General features: G+C 49.5%; 13 protein-coding genes, 4 tRNA genes and 2 pseudogenes. 15 read left to right on the top strand and 4 right to left on the bottom strand.

From position 1 onward, the window contains the following. Nucleotides 1-70: 70 nt before the first annotated feature. From frr to MUN86_RS19470, 4 genes and pseudogenes are all read right to left on the bottom strand, one after another. A complete protein-coding gene (gene frr / locus MUN86_RS19485) occupies nucleotides 71-634 on the bottom strand; it encodes a ribosome recycling factor (protein ID WP_245119668.1) in 564 nt (187 codons plus the stop codon). 87 nt (nucleotides 635-721) lie between these two features. Continuing rightward, nucleotides 722-1,509 (bottom strand): annotated as a pseudogene (pyrH, locus tag MUN86_RS19480) (UMP kinase). 46 nt (nucleotides 1,510-1,555) lie between these two features. Further along, entirely contained in the window at nucleotides 1,556-1,819 is a 264-nt protein-coding gene (locus MUN86_RS19475; RefSeq protein WP_245119667.1) for a hypothetical protein, read from the bottom strand. 109 nt (nucleotides 1,820-1,928) lie between these two features. Next, complete coding sequence (locus MUN86_RS19470; protein WP_245119666.1) at nucleotides 1,929-2,432, bottom strand: acyl-CoA carboxylase biotin carboxyl carrier protein subunit; 504 nt, start codon at nucleotides 2,430-2,432, stop codon at nucleotides 1,929-1,931. A 99-nt stretch (nucleotides 2,433-2,531) separates the two neighbouring features. Here MUN86_RS19470 and MUN86_RS19465 point away from each other — a divergent pair, with 99 nt between their 5' ends. From MUN86_RS19465 to rpoC, 15 genes and pseudogenes are all read left to right on the top strand, one after another. Beyond that, a complete protein-coding gene (locus MUN86_RS19465) occupies nucleotides 2,532-5,132 on the top strand; it encodes a M1 family metallopeptidase (protein WP_245119665.1) in 2,601 nt (866 codons plus the stop codon). A gap of 247 nt (nucleotides 5,133-5,379) precedes the next feature. Beyond that, nucleotides 5,380-5,462 (top strand) — tRNA-Tyr (locus MUN86_RS19460). A 69-nt stretch (nucleotides 5,463-5,531) separates the two neighbouring features. Continuing rightward, a tRNA-Gly gene (locus MUN86_RS19455) sits at nucleotides 5,532-5,604 on the top strand. A 62-nt stretch (nucleotides 5,605-5,666) separates the two neighbouring features. Further along, nucleotides 5,667-5,738 (top strand) — tRNA-Thr (locus tag MUN86_RS19450). A gap of 168 nt (nucleotides 5,739-5,906) precedes the next feature. Next, nucleotides 5,907-7,097 (top strand): elongation factor Tu, encoded by a 1,191-nt coding sequence (gene tuf / locus MUN86_RS19445; protein WP_245119664.1) that lies wholly within the window; start codon nucleotides 5,907-5,909, stop codon nucleotides 7,095-7,097. A gap of 117 nt (nucleotides 7,098-7,214) precedes the next feature. Then, a tRNA-Trp gene (locus MUN86_RS19440) sits at nucleotides 7,215-7,285 on the top strand. A gap of 63 nt (nucleotides 7,286-7,348) precedes the next feature. Beyond that, on the top strand, nucleotides 7,349-7,543 hold the full coding sequence (gene secE / locus MUN86_RS19435; RefSeq protein WP_022822111.1) for a preprotein translocase subunit SecE: 195 nt from the start codon (nucleotides 7,349-7,351) through the stop codon (nucleotides 7,541-7,543). A gap of 11 nt (nucleotides 7,544-7,554) precedes the next feature. After that, a complete protein-coding gene (gene nusG / locus MUN86_RS19430) occupies nucleotides 7,555-8,115 on the top strand; it encodes a transcription termination/antitermination protein NusG (RefSeq protein WP_206981585.1) in 561 nt (186 codons plus the stop codon). Nucleotides 8,116-8,307: 192 nt separating this feature from the next. Further along, entirely contained in the window at nucleotides 8,308-8,751 is a 444-nt protein-coding gene (gene rplK / locus MUN86_RS19425) for a 50S ribosomal protein L11 (RefSeq protein WP_245119663.1), read from the top strand. 17 nt (nucleotides 8,752-8,768) lie between these two features. After that, nucleotides 8,769-9,464, top strand: a complete 696-nt coding sequence (gene rplA, locus MUN86_RS19420; RefSeq protein WP_022822114.1) for a 50S ribosomal protein L1 — start codon at nucleotides 8,769-8,771, stop codon at nucleotides 9,462-9,464. 19 nt (nucleotides 9,465-9,483) lie between these two features. Next, complete coding sequence (rplJ, locus tag MUN86_RS19415) at nucleotides 9,484-10,038, top strand: 50S ribosomal protein L10 (protein ID WP_245119662.1); 555 nt, start codon at nucleotides 9,484-9,486, stop codon at nucleotides 10,036-10,038. A 68-nt stretch (nucleotides 10,039-10,106) separates the two neighbouring features. Next, nucleotides 10,107-10,484 (top strand): 50S ribosomal protein L7/L12, encoded by a 378-nt coding sequence (gene rplL / locus MUN86_RS19410; RefSeq protein ID WP_245119661.1) that lies wholly within the window; start codon nucleotides 10,107-10,109, stop codon nucleotides 10,482-10,484. Nucleotides 10,485-10,754: 270 nt separating this feature from the next. Continuing rightward, nucleotides 10,755-14,657 carry a DNA-directed RNA polymerase subunit beta gene (gene rpoB, locus MUN86_RS19405; protein WP_375379444.1) on the top strand — a complete coding sequence of 1,301 codons (3,903 nt, stop codon included), beginning with the start codon at nucleotides 10,755-10,757 and terminating at the stop codon, nucleotides 14,655-14,657. A 339-nt stretch (nucleotides 14,658-14,996) separates the two neighbouring features. Beyond that, nucleotides 14,997-15,680 carry a hypothetical protein gene (locus MUN86_RS31275; protein ID WP_280640538.1) on the top strand — a complete coding sequence of 228 codons (684 nt, stop codon included), beginning with the start codon at nucleotides 14,997-14,999 and terminating at the stop codon, nucleotides 15,678-15,680. After that, nucleotides 15,563-18,823: pseudogene (gene rpoC / locus MUN86_RS19400) on the top strand (DNA-directed RNA polymerase subunit beta'); the annotation flags it as partial. The gene MUN86_RS31275 and the pseudogene rpoC, both read left to right, overlap by 118 nt. Between the last annotated feature and the right edge of the window lie 279 nt (nucleotides 18,824-19,102).

The following is a 19,102-nucleotide window of genomic DNA, read 5'->3' as shown; positions in this document are numbered from 1 at the left end:
ACAACAACGCCTTCCAATAAGCTTGGAAGGCGTTGTTGTTTTCAAGAATATCGGTAGCGCAATTGAGAAATCAGATGGTCATGATTTCTGATTCTTTCTTGCTCATCAACTCATCGATCTTGCTGATATAAGCGTCGGTAGCTTTCTGCACTTTAGCCTCCGCATCTTTAATGGCATCCTCTGCAGCTCCGTCTTTCAGCAACTTGCGCAAAGACTCGTTTACATCTTTACGGATGCCACGGATGCGAATTTTACCGCTTTCAGTCTCATTTTTCACTTGCTTCACCAGGTCGCGACGACGCTCTTCCGTCATGGGCGGAATGTTAAGGCGCACACCTTCCGCATCTGATGCTGGGTTCAAGCCTAGGTCACTGTTCTTAATAGCTTTTGCTACTTCCGATATCATATTCTTTTCCCAAGGCTTGATGAACAGAGAGCGAGCATCAGGAACCGATATGTTGGCAATTTGGGCAATGGGTGTAGGAGTGCCATAGTAGTCTACGCGCAAGGAATCGAGCATCGCTGGTGAGGCTTTGCCCGCACGAATGCGGCTCAATTCCAAGCCAGTGTGTTGCAGCGACTTACCCATTGACTCTTCGGCTTCGCTCAGATAAAACTGAATTTCTTCGTCCATGTGTGAAAAGAAAGATTTTTAAATCAAGTTTTAAAGGGTGATAGTAGTGAAGTTTCAAAGTCACCACTGTTGCTCCTTAAATGCAAATTATTCGTGGGTACTTGGCGTATCCAAGCTAGGTTGTAGGCTGCTGTGCTTGGAATCAAGAACAGCAGCTTTGTTGCCACCATTCATCGTTACCAGAGTGCCTACTGTTTCACCGTCGATAAGACGTTGCAAGTTGCCTTCCTGGTTCATGTCGAAAACAATGATGGGCAGATTGTTCTCCTTGCACAAGGTGAAGGCCGTCATATCCATCACGTTCAGGTTTTTCTCCATCACTTCTTCGAAAGTGATTTCCGGGTAGCGTACAGCCGAAGGGTCCTTCTCAGGGTCAGCCGTATAGATGCCATCTACACGAGTACCTTTCAACACGACATCAGCCTCTATCTCAATAGCCCGTAACGAAGCTGCTGAATCAGTAGTGAAATAAGGAGAGCCGATGCCGGCCCCAAAAATAACAACCCGACCTTTCTCTAGATGGCGCACAGCGCGGCGCCGAATGTAGGGCTCGCATACGCGCTGTATAGTAAGCCCCGAAAGTAACCGAGTACTTACATCCAATTTCTCTAAAGCGCTCTGCAACGCCATCGAATTGATGACAGTCGCCAACATGCCCATATAATCGCCCTGCACTCTATCTAGCCCTAAAGCAGCGGCTTGTACTCCCCGGAAGATATTGCCCCCCCAATTACAACAGCCACCTGAGTGCCCGTAGCCGCCGCCGATTTGATTTCCTCAGCATATTGCATGAGCCGTACAGCATCGATGCCATATTGTTGGTGGCCCATTAGGGCCTCACCGCTAAGCTTGAGTAGGATTCGTTTGTACTTCAAAACAAGGGAAGTTAAGTGAAGAATCGAGGTGAATTTGACAGCGTAATTAATTCTGCGTCTGAGGTTGCATTAGTGAAAGCAACAATTGTTCTGGCTGAAGTAGTTGAACATCTTCAGTGGCAGAAAAAGACACAAAGTGATTAGGTTCCGGCTGTTGTGTGCTTGCAGCCTGTTCTAGCTGACTTATGCGTTTTTCGGCTTGGTCGCGTTCAGCGAGCAGCCGACGTATCTCAGCCTTTAGATGATCTTGCTCCTGCAAAATTACTGCTAACACTTCCTTTATTTCACGAAGGCGATGCTTATCATTCATTGGAAGTGAAAACAGCTGTCTATGAGTGTAAAAAGTGAACAAGCTTTTTGCTTTGACAGATATAGACCCTTCTTCAGTCTAGCAAAAGCAAAAATTTATAGAGAAGCCTCTAACTGAACAGGATCAGGACTTGCCCTTTGGTGACATTATTTCGCAGGCCAACTTTAATGGCACTCACTACACCATCACTCGGCGCTTTCAAAATGTTCTCCATTTTCATAGCTTCGAGTACTAGTAGTGGATCACCTTTTTGCACTGCTTGACCCGGCTCTACACGCACAGCTACAATTAGGCCAGGCATGGGGGCTTTCAACTCGTTTATTTTATTAGCAGAAGCTGTATTCATGCCTAGTTTATCAAGCAACAAATCGAATCGATCCTTAACTTGCATGTCCACTAGCTTGCCATTAAGCTTAAGCTGAAAAGTTTTGGTGCTATAATCAGCTTGTATTACCTCTGCTACTATCGATTTGCTTTCGTGAAGTATATGAAAACGTCCAGGGCCTAAAACCACGATATCCCAGGTGAAAGGCTCGTTGTTGACAGTTGTCAGATTATCGGCACGGTAATCTACGTCCCAGGTTTGCGTTGAATTAGTGTTGACCTGTAACATAAGTAGAGGAGGGTGGCTAAGGCGGAAAAGGGCTTAAAGATAGCCCAATTCTGAAATAATTTCGGAACTTGAAGTCCCATCCAATCATTGCATTTTCGCATGAAATATTCGCTTCTCGGCGTTCTTGGCCTAGTCCTCGCGTGTCAGTTGGAAGCACCGGCCCAGGCGGTTAAGTCCGGCAAACCGGCAGCCACTAAAGCAAATACGCACAAGAAAACGTCGCCGGCCAGCGAGCCTGTTTCTGCTGCTCCCGCGCCAGCTACCTTGGTGGTGCCTTCCTGGTTACCGCCTACTAACCCAGTGCAGCCGGCTGCTACTATTGTGCACGATTTGCTTGACACCAAACTCGATGTCCGCTTCGACTGGAATCGGCAGTGGGTATTAGGCACTGCTACACTAACTCTACGACCCCACTTCTATCCGCAAAATCAGCTAGTACTCGATGCTAAAGGATTTGATATAAAAAATGTGCGTCTAGTTACAGGCAACAAGGAAAAGAACCTTAATTACGCCTATGACAAGAAGAAAATTACCATAACGCTAGATCAATCATATAGCCGCACCGAAACGTTTCAAGTACGTATTCAATATACGGCCAAGCCCAATGATTTAGAAGCAGGCGGTAGTGCAGCTATTATCCAAGACAAAGGGTTGTATTTTATTAACCCATCAGGCGCCGACAAAACCAAGCCCCGCCAGATATGGACTCAAGGCGAAACGGAGGGTAGTTCTTGTTGGTTTCCTACCATCGATAAACCTAATCAGCGTATGACGCAGGAGATTAGTTTAACGGTGGAGGAGTCACTGAAGACGTTATCTAATGGTCTTCTAGTTTCTTCTAAGAAAAATAGCGACGGGACTCGTACCGATACTTGGAAACAAAGCTTACCGCATGCTCCGTATTTAGCTATGCTTGCAGTCGGCAACTTTGCTGTCGTGAACGACACCTGGCGTGGGAAAACAGTGGATTACTATGTTGATCCTCAGTATGCCAGCACTGCTAAGGCAATATTTGGGAATACTCCACAAATGCTAGACTTCTTCTCGAAGAAGTTAGGAGTTGATTTTCCTTGGGAGAAATACTCCCAGGTAGCTGTTCATGACTTTGTGTCGGGGGCTATGGAAAATACCACAGCCGTTACGTTCGAGCAAAGCCTAGTACAGTTTACAGCGCGGGAATTGCCTGATGTTGGGTATGACCCAGAGTCTACTGTAGCGCACGAGCTGTTCCATCACTGGTTTGGTGATTATGTAACCACTGAATCGTGGGCCAACCTGCCACTGAACGAATCTTTCGCTGATTATTCTGAATTGCTGTGGGCAGAGCACAAGTATGGTGCTGATGCTGCCGCTCTAGTACAGCAGGAGAAAATGAGCCGCTACTTAGATGAAGCGCAAAGCAAACGTGAGCCACTTATTCGGTATCACTATGCTTCCCATGAAGACATGTTCGACCGCCATTCCTACGATAAAGGCGGACGTGTGCTGCACATGCTGCGCAAATACGTAGGGGATGATGCTTTTTTTACCGCGTTGAATCGTTACTTAACTCAGAACAAATTTTCGACTTCCGAGGTAGCTAAGCTACGTATGGCTTTCGAAGAAACTACTGGTGAGGATTTAATGTGGTTTTTCGACCAATGGTTTTTACAGCGCGGTCATCCTGAGCTTAAGGTCACCCACAGTTTCGCGAATGGCCAAGTTAGCCTGCGGGTGCAACAACTACAGGATTCAACTTTTTCACCTATCTACCGCTTGCCAGTTACTGTTACCACGTGGGTCAACAACCAAGCTACCGACCATCAAATTGTAGTTACAAAAGCAGATCAAACTTTCCGCTTGAACTCTTCTCAGCGTCCTAACCTCGTAAAATTCGATAGCGAAGCACAGCTATTAGCGCAAATAGAAGAGGAGCGAAGCCAAGACGAATTACTGTTTCAATTCAGCCACGCACGCAATTATCTGCAGAAGTACGAGGCCATCGACCTGTTGCGCTCTAAAAATGCTGATTTAGCAGTAAGTGGAATGCTTCGGAATGCTCTTAGTGACAATTTTTGGGCCGTCAGGCTGGCTGCAGTACAAGCCTTGCGTCGCTATAAAGGTGCAGAAGGTAACGCTGTGCGTAAAGAGCTACAGCGAGTAGCATCTACTGACAAGAAAAGCCAGGTGCGAGCAGTGGCCTTAACCACTCTGTCCGCGTTCACCAACGAAAATTACAGCGCCAATTACACAGCAGCTCTTTCCGACAGTTCCTATCATGTAGTCAGCGCGGCCATACAAGCTTTAGCCAAGGTTCCTGCAGCCGACTCTCGTGAACGTGTCACTGCCCTTCAGGAAACTACTAGTCATGAAGTGCTAAGTGCTTTGTCAGCGTACTATGCGCTTAATGGCAGTTCCATAGAGCAGTACCAATGGTTCTTGCGTCGTATGCCCGATGTAAGCAAAATAGACCTGTACCAAGCCTACCTTCCCAATTTCGCTACTTTCATGCTCCGTATTCCGCCTGTAGAGCGTGATAAAGGGATTCAGCGCTTAGAAAGCTTAGCACGCACCGATCCTAATGACTATGTCCGCCTAGGTGCCTATAAAGGTTTAAGTATCCTATCCTCTAACATGCCTACGCTAAAGGCAACAATGCAGGACATCCGTAACAAGGAGAAAGACGAGCAAGTGAAGGCCTATTATGCTTTAATGCAGTAAGAACTAAAAAAATATTGAGTATTTGTTTTGACGATAAGCGTATCACTTTCGTTAAGCAATCAATCAGTTAGCAAATATTATTGTTGGTGTTCGATTCTTAAGCTTGAAAAAATATCCATTGTTTTAGGCGTAGGGCTTGACTTGCATCATAAACCCACTAATTTTGCAACTCCTTTTAACAACCTGCTCTAACAAGCGGGAAATCTAAAAAGGAAGTTTTCTTGGTGAATGGCCTTGAAGAAGCAATTGGGGGGTTCCAGAGCGGCCAAATGGGACAGACTGTAACTCTGTTAGCGTAAGCTTTCGAAGGTTCGAATCCTTCTCCCCCACAATTGTAGAGTAAATGAGTTAACAGCTTATGAGAAGATTCTTGAGCTGTTAACTCATTATTCAAGTAATGCGGGAGTAGCTCAGTTGGTAGAGCGGCAGCCTTCCAAGCTGCAGGTCGCGGGTTCGAACCTCGTCTCCCGCTCAATGCAACAAATGATAAGCAGTTATAAACTGTGCGGCATTCGTTGTAGCTTTGCAAAATAAGCCGTTTTAGCTCAGTGGTAGAGCACTTCCTTGGTAAGGAAGAGGTCATGGGTTCAAATCCCATAAATGGCTCAGAAATACGAGTGCCACCAAAACAGTAAGTCTGCTTTGATTGGATCTGTCAGACAAGTAAAGCGACGTGCAATCCTTATTTAACGGAGCTGCGTTTCGCTTTCTTGCAGTATAGTTGAGTCACGTTTTTCCGCCCCTTTACCTTAAAGTTCCTTTAATCTTATTACAATGGCCAAAGAAAATTTTGATCGTTCCAAGCCGCACGTGAACATCGGTACGATCGGGCACGTCGACCACGGCAAAACCACCCTGACTGCTGCTATCACCACGGTATTGGCGGGCAAAGGTTTGGCCGCTAAGCGTGACTTCTCGTCGATCGACAACGCTCCTGAAGAAAAAGAGCGTGGTATTACGATCAACACTGCTCACGTTGAATACGCTACTGCTAACCGTCACTACGCTCACGTTGACTGCCCCGGTCACGCTGACTATGTGAAGAACATGGTAACGGGTGCTGCTCAGATGGACGGCGCTATCTTGGTAGTAGCTGCAACTGACGGCCCAATGCCTCAGACTCGTGAGCACATCCTACTCGCTCGTCAGGTAGGTGTTCCTCAGCTCGTTGTGTTCATGAACAAAGTGGACATGGTGGACGATCCAGAACTGCTTGAGTTGGTAGAAATGGAAATCCGCGAGTTGCTCTCTTTCTATGACTTCGACGGTGACAACATTCCAGTTATTCAAGGCTCGGCTTTGGGTGGCCTAAACGGTGACGCTAACTGGGTTCCTAAGATCGAGGAACTGATGGATGCTGTAGACAGCTTCATTCCAATTCCTGCTCGTCTGACTGACTTGCCTTTCCTAATGCCTGTAGAGGACGTATTCTCTATCACAGGTCGTGGTACGGTAGCTACCGGTCGTATCGAGCGTGGTATCATTAACTCGGGTGAGCAGGTTGATATTTTGGGTATGGGAGCTGCTCCCGGCCTGAAGTCGACTGTAACCGGTGTTGAGATGTTCCGCAAGATTCTTGACCGCGGCGAAGCTGGTGACAATGTGGGTCTGCTGCTCCGTGGTATTGAAAAAGAAGCCATCCGTCGTGGTATGGTTATCTGCAAGCCAGGTTCGGTTACTCCTCACCAGAAGTTCAAGGCTGAGGTTTATGTTCTCTCGAAAGAGGAAGGTGGCCGTCATACTCCGTTCTTCAACAACTACCGCCCACAGTTTTACCTGCGTACCACTGACGTTACCGGTATCATCACTCTAGGCGAAGGCGTAGAAATGGTAATGCCTGGCGATAACGTTACTATCACTGTTGAGTTGATCAACAAGGTAGCAATGGAAAAAGGTCTCCGTTTCGCTATCCGTGAGGGTGGCCGTACGGTAGGTGCTGGTCAGGTAACTGAGATTCTCGATTAGTTTTTGCTAAAACAAAACAGATCCGCTTCCGATTTTTTCGGGGGCGGATTTGTTTTGTCTAAGTAGTTCAGTACATTTGCAGTCCCAATCTCACTGATGATGGTTTGGGGCATATACACGAGTGTAGTTCAAGGGTAGAATAGAGGTCTCCAAAACCTTTGATGGGAGTTCGAATCTCTCCACTCGTGCTCTAGAGGAATGGGTTCAACCCATTTTCCAGTTATCAAAAGCCAGCCGGCAGGCGACGCATAATGAGCAAGCTAACTAAATATTTCCGCGACACCACTGAGGAAATGCGTTACAAAGTAACGTGGCCTTCTTTTGAGGAGCTTCAGAAAAGTGCCGGTTTGGTACTTATCGGTTCGTTAGTTTTTGCCGCTGTTGTGGGCCTAATGGATGTAATTTTCAAAACCGGTCTGGAGGCGTTCTACAACTCCTTCCGTTAAGCGGTCTGCAGATGGGAGAGTTGAAATGGTACGTGGTTCGCTCCGTGAGCGGACAAGAGAAAAAGGCCAAAACCTATCTCGAAACAGAAATTGGACGGCATGGTCTTTCAGACCTGATGCCTCAAGTGCTGATTCCAGCGGAGAAGGTGTATGAGATGCGTAACGGTAAGAAGCGCGTGCGCGAACGCAACTTCTTTCCTGGCTACATTCTAATTCATGCTGATTTATCGCACGGGGAAGTAGACCATATCATTACGAGTACGCCTGGTATTCTAGGCTTCTTAAGTGATAAGGAAGGCAAGTCGGCCAATACTAAACCAGTGCCATTGCGTATGGCTGAGGTGAATCGCATCCTTGGCATTGTAGACGAAACAGAAGAAGAAACAGCAACGCTGGAAACTCCTTTTGTTGTTGGCGAGTTGGTAAAAGTGGTAGATGGCGCCTTCAGTGGCTTCTCGGGCAATGTGTCAGAGGTATTTGAAGAGCGTAAGAAGCTCAACGTAATTGTAAAAATATTCGGTCGTAGTACTCCAATGGAGTTGAGCTACACTCAGGTTGAAAAAGAATCATAACTGAGAATTCAGAACAAAGAGCTTAGAACTCAGACACTCTATAAGTCCGAGTTCTAAGCTCTTAACTCTAAATTCCAAATAATAAAACGTCGTCGGTTATCGACTCCGGACCGGCGGGGCTTCCACTCGGAGTTATTACAAAACTGAGGATGATGCGGGTTACGTCGCAAAGTCCAAAGCCTTACAAACCCAATGGCCAAGGAAATTAGAGGTTATCTGAAACTTCAGATAAAGGGAGGCGCCGCAAACCCCGCGCCGCCGGTTGGACCTGCACTTGGTAGCAAAGGCCTTAACATCATGGAATTTTGCAAGCAGTTTAATGCTCGCACCCAAGATAAGGCTGGCCAAGTTTGTCCTGTACTCATCACTATGTACACCGACAAGTCGTTCGATTTCGTCGTGAAGACTCCTCCGGTGCCAGTTCTCCTCAAGGAGGCTGCAAAGCTCCAGAGCGGTTCGAAAGAGCCTAACCGTAACAAGGTCGGTTCAGTGTCGTGGGACCAGGTGCGCACCATCGCAGAAACGAAGATGCCAGACCTGAATGCTTTCAAAGTGGAGTCGGCAATGTTGCAGGTAGCCGGTACGGCACGCAGCATGGGCATCACTGTGTCGGGTACTTCTCCTTTTGCTGAATAATTAACGACGGAGAAGACATGGCACAAGTAAGCAAAAAGCGCAAGGAAGCCCTTGCTAAGCACGACCTGACGCAGGTTCGTAATCTAGTAGAAGCTGCCAAAGTGGTGAAGGATATCACTTACACCAAGTTTGACGCTTCTGTAGACATCGACGTTCGTCTAGGTGTTGATCCTCGCAAAGCCGATCAGATGGTACGTGGCGTAGCTACGTTGCCCCATGGTACTGGCAAAACTGTACGCGTACTGGCTCTTGTTACTCCCGATAAGGAGGCTGAAGCCACTGCCGCTGGTGCTGACTATGTTGGTCTCGACGACTATATCTCGAAAATTGAGAAAGGTTGGACTGACATCGATGTTATCATCACGATGCCATCTGTGATGGCGAAGGTTGGTCGTTTGGGCCGGGTTCTTGGTCCACGTGGCCTGATGCCAAACCCAAAGTCGGGTACAGTAACTACAGACGTAGCTAAAGCCGTGCAGGAGGTGAAAGCTGGTAAGATCGACTTCAAAGTTGATAAGACTGGTATCATCCACTGCTCAGTGGGCAAAGTGTCTTTCGATGAGCAAAAGCTCGCCGAAAACGCTATTGAGGTAATTCAGACGCTGACCCGTTTGAAGCCTTCTTCGTCTAAAGGCACTTACATCAAAAGCATCACGCTTTCGAGCACGATGAGCCCAGCCGTTCCGGTTGACACGCAAGTAACTTCCGCTTAAGTAAAACCAACACGACGATATGAACCGGGAAGAAAAACAAGCCCTAGTCGACGAGTTGAGCGAGAAGTTTCAATCGCACAACGCGTTCTACATTGCCGATGCTTCGGGAATGTCGGTGGCTAAAATCAACGAATTCCGTCGCCTGTGCTTCAACCGCGGTATGGAGTACAAGGTGTACAAGAACACCTTCATCCGTAAGGCCCTCGACACTCTAGGTGGCGACACGACTGAAATGGATGCTGCACTGGCTGGCCAGTCGGGCGTGCTGTTCTCGAAAGAGTCGGGCTCAGCTCCTGCCAAGCTGCTAAAGGATTTCTATAAGGCTCAGAACTACGGCAAAAACGTAGAGCCTAAACCAGCTTTGAAAGGCGCCTATATTGATGCTAGCATCTATGTTGGTTCAAACCAACTGGAAACGCTCAGCACCATCAAAGGCAAGCAAGAACTTATCGGTGATATCATCGGTCTGCTTCAGTCGCCTGCCAAAAATGTTATCTCTGCTCTGTCGAGCGGTGGCAACAAACTGGCTGGTATCCTCAAAACGCTTTCCGAAAAAGAAGAGGTTGCAGGCTAACCGCTGCTCATCTTTTTCACCTATATAATTCAAAAGTTCAACAACCCCTTTTTTAACAATCTACAGAAATGGCAGATTTGAAAGCATTCGCCGAGCAGCTCGTTAGCCTGACGGTAAAAGAAGTAAACGAGTTAGCTACTATCTTGAAGGACGAGTACGGCATCGAGCCTGCTGCTGCTGCTCCCGTAGCAGTTGCTGGTGGTGGCGCTGCTGCTGCTGAAGCTCCAGAAGAGAAGACTTCTTTCGACGTAATCTTGAAGGCTGCGGGTGGCGCTAAGCTGGCTGTTGTAAAGCTAGTAAAAGACCTGACTGGTCTTGGCTTGAAAGAAGCTAAAGAACTAGTCGACGGTGCTCCTAAGCCTTTGAAAGAAGGTGTAACCAAAGACGAAGCTGAGTCGCTGAAGAAGCAGCTGGAAGAAGCCGGTGCTGAAGTAGAGGTTAAGTAATTACTCTGCAACGCCGCTTTTAACCAATAAATATGGAGAGGCCTGGCAACTAAGCCAGGTCTTTTCCTGTTTGTAGGCAACAAACTATACTGAAGTCCGTTTGCATGCCGCTTAGCGGCTTTTTGTGCCTACGGATCCTGATGCGTGAAGTTCTGCTTCGCGCTTCTGTGTATCGGCTAAGTTCGCTTTCGAGTTGCTTGCCGATAATTTGTCACCAATTTATTTGGTGAGTCAGTGCTTTCCCAGTGTCATTTCTTAACCCCACATACATTGGCTACACCGAACGCACAAACTGCATTGCAGAAGCTGCAGGCCGCTGACGAGCGGATCAATTTTGCCAAGATTAAAAAGGTTATCGAGTATCCGGATTTCCTAGACGTGCAGGTTCGCTCGTTTATGGACTTCTTCCAATTGGAGACGGCTGCCGAAAACCGTACAGATGAGGGGCTCTTCAAAGTATTCGCCGAGAACTTTCCGATTTCGGACTCGCGCGAAAACTTTGTTTTGACCTTCATCGATTATCACGTAGATCCTCCGAAATATTCGGTGGATGAGTGTATTGATCGTGGCTTGACGTATTCAGTGCCTCTCAAAGCTAAGTTGCGCCTAGTCTGCAATGACACGGACAACGAGGATTTCGAGACTATTGAGCAGGAAGTGTTCTTGGGTAACATTCCCTACATGACCGAGAAAGGCTCGTTCGTTATCAACGGTGCCGAGCGTGTTATTGTATCGCAGCTACACCGTTCACCCGGTGTGTTCTTTGCTCAAAGCAAGCACACCAACGGCACGAAACTATACTCAGCTCGTATCATTCCATTCAAAGGTTCGTGGATTGAGTTTGCCACGGACGTGAACAACGTGATGTATGCCTACATCGACCGGAAAAAGAAGTTTCCGGTTACTACGCTGCTCCGCGCCATCGGTTACGGAACCGATAAAGACATTCTCGATTTGTTCGGGCTGTCGGAAGAGGTGAAGGCCGACCGCAAGAACTTGAAGCGCGCCGTGGGCCGCAAACTAGCTGCTCGGGTGCTGCGCACTTGGACGGAAGATTTTGTGGACGAGGATACCGGTGAAGTGGTCTCTATCGACCGGAACGAAGTGTTACTGGAGCGCGATTCGACCATTCAGGAAGACGATATCGAAACGATTCTTAATGCAGGCCCGAAGTCGGTGATTCTGCATAAGGAGAACGTGAACATTGCGGACTTCGCTATTATATACAACACGCTTCAAAAGGATAACTCCAACTCGGAGAAAGAAGCCGTTGAGCAGATCTACCGTCAACTCCGGAACACGGAGGCTCCCGACGAAGAAACTGCCCGCGACATTATCCAGAAATTGTTCTTCTCGGACAAGCGATACGACCTCGGTGACGTAGGCCGCTACCGTATCAATAAGAAGCTTGGCATCGACATGAGCCAAGAAGCTCGGGTATTGACCAACCAGGACATTGTTCTGATTGTGAAATATCTGATCGGTCTGATTAACTCGAAGGCCATTGTCGATGACATTGACCACTTGAGCAACCGCCGGGTGCGCACGGTAGGGGAGCAGTTGTACGCTCAGTTTGGCGTAGGTCTGGCCCGTATGGCTCGTACAATCAAGGAGCGCATGAACGTGCGTGACAACGAGGACTTCAAGCCAGTTGACCTGATCAATGCCCGTACTTTGTCGAGCGTTATCAACTCGTTCTTCGGCACCAACCAGTTGTCGCAGTTTATGGACCAGACCAACCCGCTGGCTGAGGTGACGCACAAGCGTCGCGTATCGGCACTTGGGCCAGGAGGTCTGTCGCGTGAGCGTGCTGGTTTCGAAGTACGTGACGTTCACTATACGCACTACGGCCGTCTGTGCACTATCGAAACGCCGGAAGGACCGAACATCGGTTTGATTTCGTCGCTTTGCGTGCACGCTCGGGTTAACTCGATGGGCTTCATCGAGACGCCTTACCGCAACGTAGAAGGTGGTAAGGTAGATGTCAGCTCGAACGTGAAGTACCTGACCGCTGAGGAAGAAGACACGCACCACATTGCACAGGCTAACGCCCGCATCGATGAGGAAGGCAACTTCACCAACGAACTTGTAAAAGGTCGTTTCGAAGGTGACTTCCCGGTGGTAGGTCCTTCGGAGTACAGCTACATGGACGTAGCTCCTAACCAGATTGTATCGGTTGCTGCTTCGTTGATTCCGTTCCTGGAGCACGATGACGCCAACCGTGCCCTGATGGGTTCGAACATGCAGCGTCAGGCAGTTCCGCTCCTGAAAGCCGAGGCTCCGATTGTGGGTACCGGTCTGGAAGGCCGTGTAGCTAGCGACTCTCGCACCCTTGTGGTAGCGGAAGGCGACGGTGTAATAGACTACGTAGATGCTAACCGCATCGTAGTGAAATACGATTTGACGGAAGATGACATCTTGGTAAGCTTCGATGCTGAGAAGATTTCGTATGACCTCATCAAATTCCGTCGTACCAACCAAGATACTTGCATCAACTTAACGCCGCTGGTGAAGACTGGGGAGCGGGTAGTGAAAGGTCAAGTGCTCTGCGAAGGCTACGGTACCAACAAAGGTGAACTAGCCCTCGGTCGTAACATGCAGGTGGCCTTCATGCCATGGCAGGGTTACAACTTCGAGGATGCCATTGTTATTTCGGAGAAAGTGGTTCGCGACGACATCTTCACTTCGATTCACATCGAAGAGTTCGAGCTGGAAGTGCGCGAAACCAAGCGTGGCGAAGAAGAGCTGACCTCGGAAATTCCGAACGTGAGCGAAGAAGCTGTCCGCAACCTTGACGACAACGGTATCATCCGCTTGGGTGCTGAGGTGAAGGAAGGCGACATTCTCATCGGTAAAATCACGCCGAAAGGCGAGACGGACCCAACGCCGGAGGAGAAGCTGCTCCGTGCCATCTTTGGTGACAAAGCCGGCGACGTGAAGGATGCCTCGCTTAAGGCGCCACCATCCTTGAACGGTGTGGTTATCGGCACCAAGCTGTTCTCACGTCCTAAGAAAGACAAAAACCTCCGGGCCAAGTCGAAGAAGGAAGTGGAAGAGCTTAAGGATGCTTATGCCAAGGAGCTGCGCGCAGTGAAGGCCGTTATGGTCGATAAATTGGTTCAGTTGCTGGAAGGCAAAACTTCGCAAGGAGTTAAGCACAAGTTCGGCGACGAAATCCTGGCGAAGGGTGCCAAGTTCGGGAAGAAGAACATTGCTGATGCACTGTTCCCTGAGAAGAACCCTTACAAGGACGAGAGCAACTACGCAGTACCAGAGGAAGTGAACATGTTCAAGGACCTCGTTCTTGAAGGTTGGACCTCTGATGCCCGCGTGAATACGATGGTGACGCAATTGGTAAAGAACTATGCCAAGCGTCGCAACACTATCACGGCCCGCTTCAAGCGCGACCGGTTCACGCTGGAAGTAGGCGACGAACTGCCAGCAGGTATCGTGCAGCTAGCTAAAGTCTACATCGCCAAAAAGCGTAAGCTGAAGGTGGGTGATAAAATGGCTGGTCGTCACGGTAACAAAGGGGTAGTAGCCCGCATCGTGCGCGATGAGGACATGCCGTTCCTGCCAGATGGCACACCAATGGACATCGTGCTTAACCCGCTTGGTGTACCAAGCCGGATGAACATCGGTCAGATTTATGAGACGGTATTGGGTTGGGCCGGCCTCAAGCTGGGCCGCACTTATGCTACTCCGATTTTCGACGGTGCTACCGAAGAGGAAGTATCTAAGGAACTAGCGGAAGCTGGCTTGCCGCACTTCGGTCGTGCGTATCTGCACGACGGTTTGACTGGCCAGCGTTTCGATCAGCCGGTAACGGTTGGTGTGATTTACATGCTGAAGCTGGGTCACCTTGTTGATGACAAGATGCACGCTCGTTCTATCGGTCCGTACTCGCTCATTACGCAGCAGCCGCTAGGTGGTAAGGCACAGTTCGGTGGTCAGCGCTTCGGCGAAATGGAGGTATGGGCTCTTGAGGCATTCGGTGCATCCAACGTTCTCCAGGAAATTTTGACTGTGAAGTCGGATGACGTGGTAGGCCGTGCCAAAGCGTACGAGGCTATTGTGAAAGGTGACGTGTTACCGAAGCCAAATATCCCCGAGTCATTCAACGTGCTCATTCACGAGTTGCGTGGTCTGGCCTTGGAAATCACGCTAGAGTAACGTTTTGATAGGTAGCTGTCAGTGCTTCGGTACTGGCAGCTACCTATTCAATATAAAGTCTGCGGTTGGAGTGGCTGATTGCAGTTGTCGGCGGAGCCGTTCCGAGATAGGTCAGAACGGCAATAATTTCCGGAGGCATCTGACCGTAGCGAGGTTTGCATTTATTGAAAGACAGACCATAGTATTATCAAGACCTAGTAAAACCTGCTGTACGACGTACCTATCCGGTCTACAGAGCACTTTTATCAGAGTCGAACTGTTCTGGTTTTTCGGACTCCTCTTAAGAAGAGCCGATTATCCACGACAGCCTACAAAGCCAACAGCTAACAGCTTCTCTACATGGCGTTTGCAAAAAACAAAAAACTGGTACAGGACTTCTCGAAAGTCACTATCTCGCTGGCCTCGCCCGAATCCATTCTGGAGCGGTCGAACGGTGAGGTTGTGAAGCCTGAGACGATCAACTACCGGACGTACAAGCCCGAAATGGGTGGCTTGTTCTGCGAGCGTATTTTCGGTCCGGTAAAGGACTGGGAATGCCACTGCGGTAAATACAAGCGCATCCGGTACAAAGGCATCATCTGCGACCGTTGCGGCGTAGAGGTGACTGAAAAGAAAGTACGCCGGGAGCGGATGGGCCACATCGAACTGGTGGTGCCCGTTGCGCATATCTGGTACTTCAAGTCCCTGCCCAACAAAATCGGTTACTTGCTAGGCTTACCTACCAAGAAGCTCGACCAGATCATCTATTATGAGCGCTACGTAGTAGTGCAGCCGGGTGTGCTCGCCGAAGAAGGTGTGCAGCAACTCGACTTCCTAACCGAAGACGAGTACCTCGATATCATTGATAAGCTCCCCGGGAGAACCAGATGTTGCCGAACGAGGACCCGAATAAATTCATTGCCCGTATGGGTGCCGACGCGCTGCAACTCCTGTTGGAGCGTATCAACCTCGACGAACTCTCTTACTCGTTGCGTGACTCTGCTGCACACGAGACTTCGCAGCAGCGTAAGGCTGAAGCGTTGAAGCGTCTGCGCGTAGTGGAAGCATTCCGCGACGCCGCTACTCGAATCGAGAATAAGCCTGAGTGGATGGTAATTCGCATGGTGCCGGTGATTCCACCGGAACTGCGCCCTCTCGTGCCGTTGGATGGTGGCCGTTTCGCTACCTCCGACTTGAACGACCTCTATCGTCGCGTCATCATCCGTAACAACCGCCTCAAGCGCCTGATCGAAATCAAAGCGCCTGAAGTGATTCTGCGAAACGAGAAACGCATGTTGCAGGAAGCTGTTGACTCGCTGTTCGACAACTCGCGTAAGGTGAATGCTGTGCGTGCTGAAGGCAACCGTGCGTTGAAGTCGCTGTCCGATATGCTGAAAGGCAAGCAAGGCCGCTTCCGTCAGAACTTGCTTGGTAAGCGTGTTGACTACTCTGGCCGTTCGGTTATTGTGGTAGGTCCTGAGCTGAAACTGCACGAGTGCGGTCTGCCCAAGAACATGGCTGCTGAGTTGTTCAAGCCGTTCATCATCCGCAAGCTCATCGAGCGCGGGATCGTGAAGACGGTGAAGTCGGCGAAGAAGATCGTTGACCGCAAGGACGCCGTAGTGTGGGATATTCTGGAAAACGTACTGAAGGGCCACCCGGTCCTGCTGAACCGTGCTCCTACCTTGCACCGCTTGGGTATCCAAGCGTTCCAGCCACGTCTCATCGAGGGTAAAGCTATTCAGCTGCACCCATTGGTGTGTACCGCTTTCAACGCTGACTTTGACGGTGACCAAATGGCTGTGCACGTTCCCCTAGGACCGGCCGCTATTCTGGAGGCCTCTATGCTTATGTTGGCATCGCACAACATCCTGAACCCAGCCAACGGCGCACCGATTGCGGTGCCGTCGCAGGACATGGTTCTTGGCTTGTACTATGTAACTAAAGGCAAGCGCAGCACCGAAGACGAGCAGATTCAGGGCGAAGGCCGCATGTTTTACTCCGACGAGGAAGTTGTTATTGCTATCAACGAAGAGCAACTGTCGAAGCATGCATACATCAAGGTGCGCACGCAGGTTCGCGACGAGAACGATAACCTCGTTACAAAAATCATCGAGACCGTAGCCGGTCGCGTGCTGTTCAACCAGCTCGTGCCAACCGAAGTAGGTTTCGTAGATGAATTGCTAACCAAAAAGAAGCTGCAGCAAATCATTTCGATGGTGTTCAAGCGGACTGGTATGGCCCGCACTGCTCAGTTCCTCGACGACATCAAGACGCTTGGCTTCCAGTCAGCTTACAAAGGTGGTCTGTCGATGGGTCTTGGCGATATCAACATCCCGAAAGAGAAAGATGCTCTCGTAGCCCAAGCTCAGGCCGACGTAGCTGCCGTAACGCAGAACTACCAGATGGGTCTGATTACGGACAACGAGCGTTATAACCAGGTTATTGACATCTGGACCCGCATCAACAACCAAATCACTGAAACCCTCATGGGTCGCCTCGAAAAGGAGAACCAGGGCTTCAACTCGATTTACATGATGATGCACTCGGGTGCCCGCGGTTCACGCGAGCAGATTCGTCAGCTTGGCGGTATGCGGGGTCTGATGGCTAAGCCACAAAAATCTCTACAAGGTTCGGTTGGTGAGATCATTGAAAACCCGATTCTGTCTAACTTCAAAGAAGGTCTAGACGTAATCGAGTACTTCATCTCCACTCACGGTGCTCGTAAAGGTCTTGCCGATACTGCACTGAAAACTGCTGACGCCGGTTACCTGACTCGTCGTCTGGTAGACGTGTCGCAGGATGTGATTGTGAACGAAAACGACTGTGGTACGCTGCGTGGCATCGAAACCTTCGCTTTGAAGGACAACGAAGACGTAGTAGAGCCCCTGTCGGAGCGTATTCTTGGCCGTGTGGCTGTACACGATGTTATTGATCCGGTAACGGACGAGGTGATCTTGCCAGCTGGTGAGGAAATCACCGAAGACATCACGCGTCGTATCGACAATGCAGGTATTGAATCGGTGGAAATCCGCTCAGTACTGACTTGCGAATCAAAGCGTGGTATCTGTGCTAAGTGCTACGGTCGTAACCTATCGTCGGGCCGCATGGTCCAGAAAGGTGAAGCTGTTGGTGTAATTGCTGCCCAGTCTATTGGTGAGCCTGGTACTCAGCTGACGCTGCGTACGTTCCACGTAGGTGGTACTGCTTCCAACATCGCAGTAGAAGCTAGCCTCAAGGCTAAGTTTGCTGGCGTAGTTGAATTCGAAGATATCCGTACTGTGGAAACCGCTAATCCTGACGGCGAGCCGGTGAAAGTAGTAATGGGTCGTTCGGGCGAGATTCGCATTGTAGAGAAAGGCACTGGTAAAGTGTTTATCTCGAACCACGTGCCTTACGGCTCTTTCTTGCTGGTTGAAGAAGGCCAGGAAGTGGAGAAAGGCCAAGAGCTGAACAACTGGGACCCATACAACGCCGTTATTTTGGCTGAGTTCGATGGTACCGTTCAGTACGACGCTATTACCGAAGGCATTACCTACCGTGAGGAATCAGACGAACAGACTGGTCACCGCGAGAAAGTGATTATCGAATCGAAAGCGAAGGACCAGAACCCTGCCATCATTGTTCGTCCTGGTAAGAAGGGCGAAGAAGAAGGTCAGCGGAGCTATAGCATCCCAGTTGGTTCGCACTTGAACGTGGAGAACGGGCAGAAAATTAAGGCTGGTTACATCCTGGCCAAGATTCCGCGTGCTGTGGGTAAAACCCGCGATATCACCGGTGGTCTGCCCCGCGTTACCGAACTTTTTGAAGCTCGTAACCCATCGAACCCAGCAGTTGTGTCGGAAATCGACGGCGTAGTAACGTACGGTACGGTGAAGCGTGGTAACCGTGAAATCTTCGTGGAGTCGAAAGACGGCGTTAAGAAGAAGTATATGGTGCCACTGTCTAAGCACATCCTTGTGCAGGACAATGACTTCATCCGAGCTGGTATGCCACTGTCCGACGGTGCCATCACGCCATCCGACATCCTGAACATTCAGGGACCAGGTGCAGTGCAGGAATACCTCGTGAACGAGATTCAGGAAGTATACCGCTTGCAGGGTGTGAAGATCAACGATAAGCACATCGAGGTGGTAGTTCGCCAGATGATGCAGAAAGTTGTGATTCTAGATGCCGGTGACACGTCGTTCCTCGAAAATCAGGTAATCGACAAGATTATCTTCATGGAAGAGAATGATACCATCATCGACATGAAGGTGGTTACTAACGCCGGCGATTCGCCGAACTTGAAGCCTGGCCAGATTGTGAGTGCCCGTCGCCTACGTGACGAAAACTCCAGCCTACGCCGCCGTGACTTGCAATTGGTTGAAGTACGCGACGCACAGCCGTCCGTATCTCGTCCAACACTGCAAGGTATTACACAGGCTTCGTTGGGCACCCAATCCTTCATCTCAGCTGCATCCTTC

This window comes from Hymenobacter volaticus (genome assembly GCF_022921055.1).
Classification (GTDB): Bacteria; Bacteroidota; Bacteroidia; order Cytophagales; family Hymenobacteraceae; genus Hymenobacter; species Hymenobacter volaticus.
This window is presented reverse-complemented; position numbering and strand designations above follow the sequence as displayed.

What these genes read in the sequence shown, in the direction of transcription:
- frr (WP_245119668.1), bottom strand. Translation starts at nt 634, where the DNA reads ATGGACGAAGAAATTCAGTTTTATCTGAGCGAAGCCGAAGAGTCAATG.
- MUN86_RS19475 (WP_245119667.1), bottom strand. Translation starts at nt 1,819, where the DNA reads ATGAATGATAAGCATCGCCTTCGTGAAATAAAGGAAGTGTTAGCAGTA.
- MUN86_RS19470 (WP_245119666.1), bottom strand. Translation starts at nt 2,432, where the DNA reads ATGTTACAGGTCAACACTAATTCAACGCAAACCTGGGACGTAGATTAC.
- MUN86_RS19465 (WP_245119665.1), top strand. Translation starts at nt 2,532, where the DNA reads ATGAAATATTCGCTTCTCGGCGTTCTTGGCCTAGTCCTCGCGTGTCAG.
- tuf (WP_245119664.1), top strand. Translation starts at nt 5,907, where the DNA reads ATGGCCAAAGAAAATTTTGATCGTTCCAAGCCGCACGTGAACATCGGT.
- secE (WP_022822111.1), top strand. Translation starts at nt 7,349, where the DNA reads ATGAGCAAGCTAACTAAATATTTCCGCGACACCACTGAGGAAATGCGT.
- nusG (WP_206981585.1), top strand. Translation starts at nt 7,555, where the DNA reads ATGGGAGAGTTGAAATGGTACGTGGTTCGCTCCGTGAGCGGACAAGAG.
- rplK (WP_245119663.1), top strand. Translation starts at nt 8,308, where the DNA reads ATGGCCAAGGAAATTAGAGGTTATCTGAAACTTCAGATAAAGGGAGGC.
- rplA (WP_022822114.1), top strand. Translation starts at nt 8,769, where the DNA reads ATGGCACAAGTAAGCAAAAAGCGCAAGGAAGCCCTTGCTAAGCACGAC.
- rplJ (WP_245119662.1), top strand. Translation starts at nt 9,484, where the DNA reads ATGAACCGGGAAGAAAAACAAGCCCTAGTCGACGAGTTGAGCGAGAAG.
- rplL (WP_245119661.1), top strand. Translation starts at nt 10,107, where the DNA reads ATGGCAGATTTGAAAGCATTCGCCGAGCAGCTCGTTAGCCTGACGGTA.
- MUN86_RS31275 (WP_280640538.1), top strand. Translation starts at nt 14,997, where the DNA reads ATGGCGTTTGCAAAAAACAAAAAACTGGTACAGGACTTCTCGAAAGTC.